The 3,866-nt window shown below is 43.2% G+C and carries 7 protein-coding genes; 1 reads left to right on the top strand and 6 read right to left on the bottom strand.

The genetic code is table 11. The annotated features are described in order from the left end of the window. Window positions 1-621: SOS response-associated peptidase family protein (locus QVA83_RS15655; protein ID WP_287498666.1), on the top strand; the 621-nt coding region annotated here is incomplete at its 5' end. 76 nt (window positions 622-697) lie between these two features. On the opposite strand, the gene QVA83_RS15650 is transcribed toward QVA83_RS15655, so the two are convergent. The 6 genes from QVA83_RS15650 to QVA83_RS15625 all read right to left on the bottom strand — a co-directional run bounded on the left by QVA83_RS15650 (window position 698) and on the right by QVA83_RS15625 (window position 3,572). Then, window positions 698-1,135, bottom strand: coding sequence for a host attachment protein (locus tag QVA83_RS15650; protein ID WP_014979395.1), 438 nt, complete (start codon window positions 1,133-1,135; stop codon window positions 698-700). 270 nt (window positions 1,136-1,405) lie between these two features. Continuing rightward, the gene (locus tag QVA83_RS15645; RefSeq protein ID WP_014976656.1) at window positions 1,406-1,753 is read right to left on the bottom strand and encodes a TusE/DsrC/DsvC family sulfur relay protein; all 348 of its coding nucleotides are present in this window, start codon (window positions 1,751-1,753) and stop codon (window positions 1,406-1,408) included. Beyond that, window positions 1,750-2,094: a hypothetical protein gene (locus QVA83_RS15640; protein ID WP_110289149.1), complete on the bottom strand. Its 345-nt coding sequence runs from the start codon at window positions 2,092-2,094 to the stop codon at window positions 1,750-1,752. The genes QVA83_RS15645 and QVA83_RS15640 overlap by 4 nt, the downstream gene beginning before the upstream one ends. Further along, window positions 2,094-2,462 carry a DsrE family protein gene (locus QVA83_RS15635; RefSeq protein WP_287498665.1) on the bottom strand — a complete coding sequence of 123 codons (369 nt, stop codon included), beginning with the start codon at window positions 2,460-2,462 and terminating at the stop codon, window positions 2,094-2,096. The genes QVA83_RS15640 and QVA83_RS15635 overlap by 1 nt, the downstream gene beginning before the upstream one ends. Then, window positions 2,462-2,851, bottom strand: coding sequence for a sulfurtransferase complex subunit TusD (gene tusD / locus QVA83_RS15630; RefSeq protein WP_014976653.1), 390 nt, complete (start codon window positions 2,849-2,851; stop codon window positions 2,462-2,464). The genes QVA83_RS15635 and tusD overlap by 1 nt, the downstream gene beginning before the upstream one ends. Window positions 2,852-2,906: 55 nt before the next feature. After that, window positions 2,907-3,572: a Bax inhibitor-1/YccA family protein gene (locus tag QVA83_RS15625; RefSeq protein ID WP_014949619.1), complete on the bottom strand. Its 666-nt coding sequence runs from the start codon at window positions 3,570-3,572 to the stop codon at window positions 2,907-2,909. Window positions 3,573-3,866 lie beyond the last annotated feature (294 nt).

Here is a 3,866-nt window from a genome sequence, read left to right as displayed (position 1 = left end):
AATGAATCTTCCACAAGCAATGTTATTAACTTTTATCCTGCATTTGGAAAAGTGCCAGAACGACAAATTACCAATTTAATTGTATCTGGTGATAGCACCATCGATGCAACGTGGTGGTTTGACGCAAAACCTAATGGAAACGCGCTTACCGTAGGTGATAGAACAACATTTAACGCTCGAAATCTAGAAAGCCCTTATTGGGGAAAGTTTATTCGTGAACGACGAGCTGTGGTTGTCGCAACTGCAGTAGGGGAGTCAAACCCACTTGGTAAAGGAAAAGCGCACTTTTTAATGAAACCGGCTACTGGTGCATTGTTAATTGGCGCGGTATACCGGCGGTTTAGTAATGGCCTATTTTCCTGTGCAGTAGTGACGCGCCCACCCGTAGAGGGATTTAGCCAGTATCATGAAAAATCCATTCCTTGCTTTCTTCCACATAATGCACATGCGATAAATGCGTGGTTAGCGGCTGACAAACAAGGCTCATTGAACAATGAGGTAGAATATATTTTGAATAATCCTCGTGTTTATACCGATCTTGAAGTCACGCGAGTAAAGACGTTTAAAAGCGCCGAGGCAATCGGTGAGGTTAATGTGTTAAAAGCTGACGAAAACCGCTAACTTTTACTTATAAGCGAGTAAGAGAAGGCGGCAATGACAACAGCCGCCTGTGACAATCTAACTACTAAATAACGTTTTATTTAAGGTAGGAAAGCAAGGTTTCTTCGTCCGCGCCTAAAACATTCTTTTTCACTTCTTTGTCGACGACGTCTGAACATTGAGATGACATTCCGCTTCTCAATTTACCAAGAAATCCAGGCCCACTAATAATATCTATCGAGCCCAACGCACCTCGTTTACGCTCACCATCTAGCCAGTCAGCAATGTCACTGGCAAATCTTTCATCTTCGAGTTCGGCGGCATCTTTTCGATTCATGCTATCAACGCCTGGTACTTGCGAAGCGGGAGCCGATTGTCTGCCGGGTTTATCTGTATAAATGTCTTGGTCACTCGCGCCACTAAACTCGTTATGCCACTTTTTTACTTCAACAAGTGCACTTCCGTGGTTGGTATAGGTGTAAGCTGTGGCGTCGTCGTGGTTGGCCACAATTACGTAGTGTTTTTGAACTGTCATACAGCCTCCTATGTCCATTTATGTAAAACATTCACGTTTATGGTGTTCGGTAAAAGGCAAGTATGAAAAATATGCCTGAAACCCGAGATAAAACGCCAATGTAGGAGGGGAGTTGCAATATCAACACCAAGGCTAAAACAGTTAACAATAGGGTGGCTTTTCTGATAGCTACCTTAAATCGGGTTTCAATCCGTGAAGCAATTCAACAAGTGCTTTTAGCAGAAGGCTAGCCGGGGGCGCTAGCACTTTAAATATAATGTGCGATCGCCTTTACAAGCACTTCGCAGGTTTAGGTAACCCTGCCAGTTTGGTGGCTTGCTTAGCCGGGCCTTTTTTAAAGAGTCGCTGCAGATAGCGGCTATTACCTTTTTCTGGCCCAAACTTATTGGCCATAGCTTTCACCAAAGCACGAATTGCTGGGCTGGTTTCGTACTCTTCATAGAATGCGCGTACGAAGCGCACCACTTCCCAGTGGGCTTCTGTTAATTCAATGTTCTCTTCTTGCGCCAGCAACTCAACCATACCTTCTTCCCAAAGGGTATAGTCGAGTAAATACCCGGCTTTGTCTGTAGGGATCGCTTGCCCTTTATAATTGAAGCTATAGGTTTCTTGTGTCATGAAAGGGGTATCCAGTGCTGATTTTTTGCTGATATTGCAGCAAGTTCTTTGTGGGAAATTGGATTAAAATGTTCGGGAAGATTTGCGCCCCTGGTATCCGCATCTGTACTCAAGAACGACAGGTTAAGCGTTGGTTTGTCTTTTGCCGTGCCTTTTGTCGTACTCTCTACCGTGCTTTTTACCGTATTGGCCAGCTGCTCAAAAAACGCGGTGTTTAATGCAGGGGCATAAACGCCATCACCAACAAATACAACATAAGTAGAAGTCGATTGCTCATAAGTGGCTTCAATAAGCTGTTTGTATTCAGTGCTCAAAATTGGCGTTGAAATAGTAATAAGCATTAGAATGTCACCACATGATCTACGCTTTGGATAAGCGTGACTTTTTCTTTTGGGGTTACCCACTCACAGTCTAACTCATCAACTAAACTGTTATTAGCAAGAACCTGTTCAATATCGTAGGTATCTGCACTTGCTCTACACACAAAGCAATCTTCGATATCGAAAAACGGCATGCTAGCTAAACGTTTGGTGTGATTTTTTAGTCCTTTGGTAGACGCTGCCTTAACAAGCTGCAGTACACCTTGGCTTTCAAAAAGCACTTTAACATCTTGCCCATAGTTTGTTGCAGCAAGCGCAAAATCTAAACCGTCTTGGCTTTTAGCATTGGAAAAAGGGCTTTGCGTAAACCTAATAAGTAGTTGCGCCATTAGAATTGTACCAACCTGTTGCAATCATGGAGCGCAGTGAAGAATTCGCCCAAGCCAGCTTGCTCGAAAGGCGCGGTTAAGTTGGCCTGAGACAACCCATTCTCTTTCGCCTCTAACTCACTAACAATACCTCGCTTAACGGCGGCGGTAATGCATACAAGTAATTTCACGTTGTGCTCAGTAGCTAGAGTCTTCCAGCTATCAAGTACGAACAGCTCGTCGCCCGTCTTTAGCATTAAGTTATTGGTGTGGTGAACACCTTCGCTATAAAAGAAAACGTTGTTTATTACATCACCATTATCGATTACACCTTGTGCAAAGGAGAGGGCGCGTAACGCTGTATCGCCTTGAAACGGTGATGATGTGATAAGTACTGAATATTCTGCCATACAAATAAAAACACCCCGGTTAAGGGGTGTTTCTCTTTAAACCTTTAACGCTGTTTTAATCGTCGCCACCAAACGCACCTAGAAGGTGAAGGATAGACGTGAACAAGTTGTATATGTTCAAGTATAGCGAAACTGTTGCACGAATGTAGTTTGTTTCACCACCGTGGATGATACGACTTGTATCAAACAAGATGAAACCTGACATAATAAACACAATCGCTGCACTGATTGCTAAGCTTACCGCTGGAACTGCGAAAAAGATGTTCGCAATAGCAGCTACAAGCACTACAACTAGACCTACTACCAAGAATCCGCCCATAAACGAGAAGTCTTTCTTAGTGGTAAGTGCGTAGCCAGAAAGCGCGAAGAACACAAGGGCTGTTGCACCTAGCGCTTCCATGATCAAGCCTGGGCCCGCAACGCCTAGATAGAAATTAAGCGTGTAACCTAGTGATGCACCCATTAAACCTGTGAATGCAAACACCCAGTAGATACCAGATGCTGAATCAGCTTTTTTCTGAACTACAAATAACGTAATAAAAGCGCCGATAGTCATAACAAGAGACATCATAGGAGAAATGCCTACTGCCATTGCTATACCAGCACAAACCGCACTAAACGCCAGTGTCATCGCAAGCAGCATATAGGTGTTGCGTAGAACCTTGTTCGTCTGCAATACCGATGGTTGAGATGCACTTGAATACATCGAACGTTGATCCATTGTTTCCTCCAACAGGACTTATGATATGACCAAAATGGTACACAATTATTTAGTGTATGTTGTATGGGTTTTAGTTCCCATTTTCAAGTAGTTTCAGATGAAAATGGTGTCAGGTGAATATAAAAACATCTCTTATACGTGCTAAATAGTCTATTTGATTGAAATCTCGGCACTTAGACAACTTTTTTAATTTTTCGCTTTACAGTCATAAAAATATCATTAAGATACGCAGCACTTCAGGAGAGTTGGCAGAGCCCGGTTTAATGCACCTGACTTGAAATCAGACGTGGGGTC

It is taken from the genome of Alteromonas sp. AO-Serp, assembly GCF_017849675.1.
Taxonomy (GTDB): domain Bacteria; phylum Pseudomonadota; class Gammaproteobacteria; order Enterobacterales; family Alteromonadaceae; genus Alteromonas; species Alteromonas macleodii.
This window is presented reverse-complemented; position numbering and strand designations above follow the sequence as displayed.

Coding starts and splice junctions, on each gene's coding strand:
- QVA83_RS15635 (WP_287498665.1), bottom strand. CDS start 2,462: ATGGCGCAACTACTTATTAGGTTTACGCAAAGCCCTTTTTCCAATGCT.
- QVA83_RS15640 (WP_110289149.1), bottom strand. CDS start 2,094: ATGCTTATTACTATTTCAACGCCAATTTTGAGCACTGAATACAAACAG.
- QVA83_RS15650 (WP_014979395.1), bottom strand. CDS start 1,135: ATGACAGTTCAAAAACACTACGTAATTGTGGCCAACCACGACGACGCC.
- tusD (WP_014976653.1), bottom strand. CDS start 2,851: ATGGCAGAATATTCAGTACTTATCACATCATCACCGTTTCAAGGCGAT.
- QVA83_RS15625 (WP_014949619.1), bottom strand. CDS start 3,572: ATGGATCAACGTTCGATGTATTCAAGTGCATCTCAACCATCGGTATTG.
- QVA83_RS15645 (WP_014976656.1), bottom strand. CDS start 1,753: ATGACACAAGAAACCTATAGCTTCAATTATAAAGGGCAAGCGATCCCT.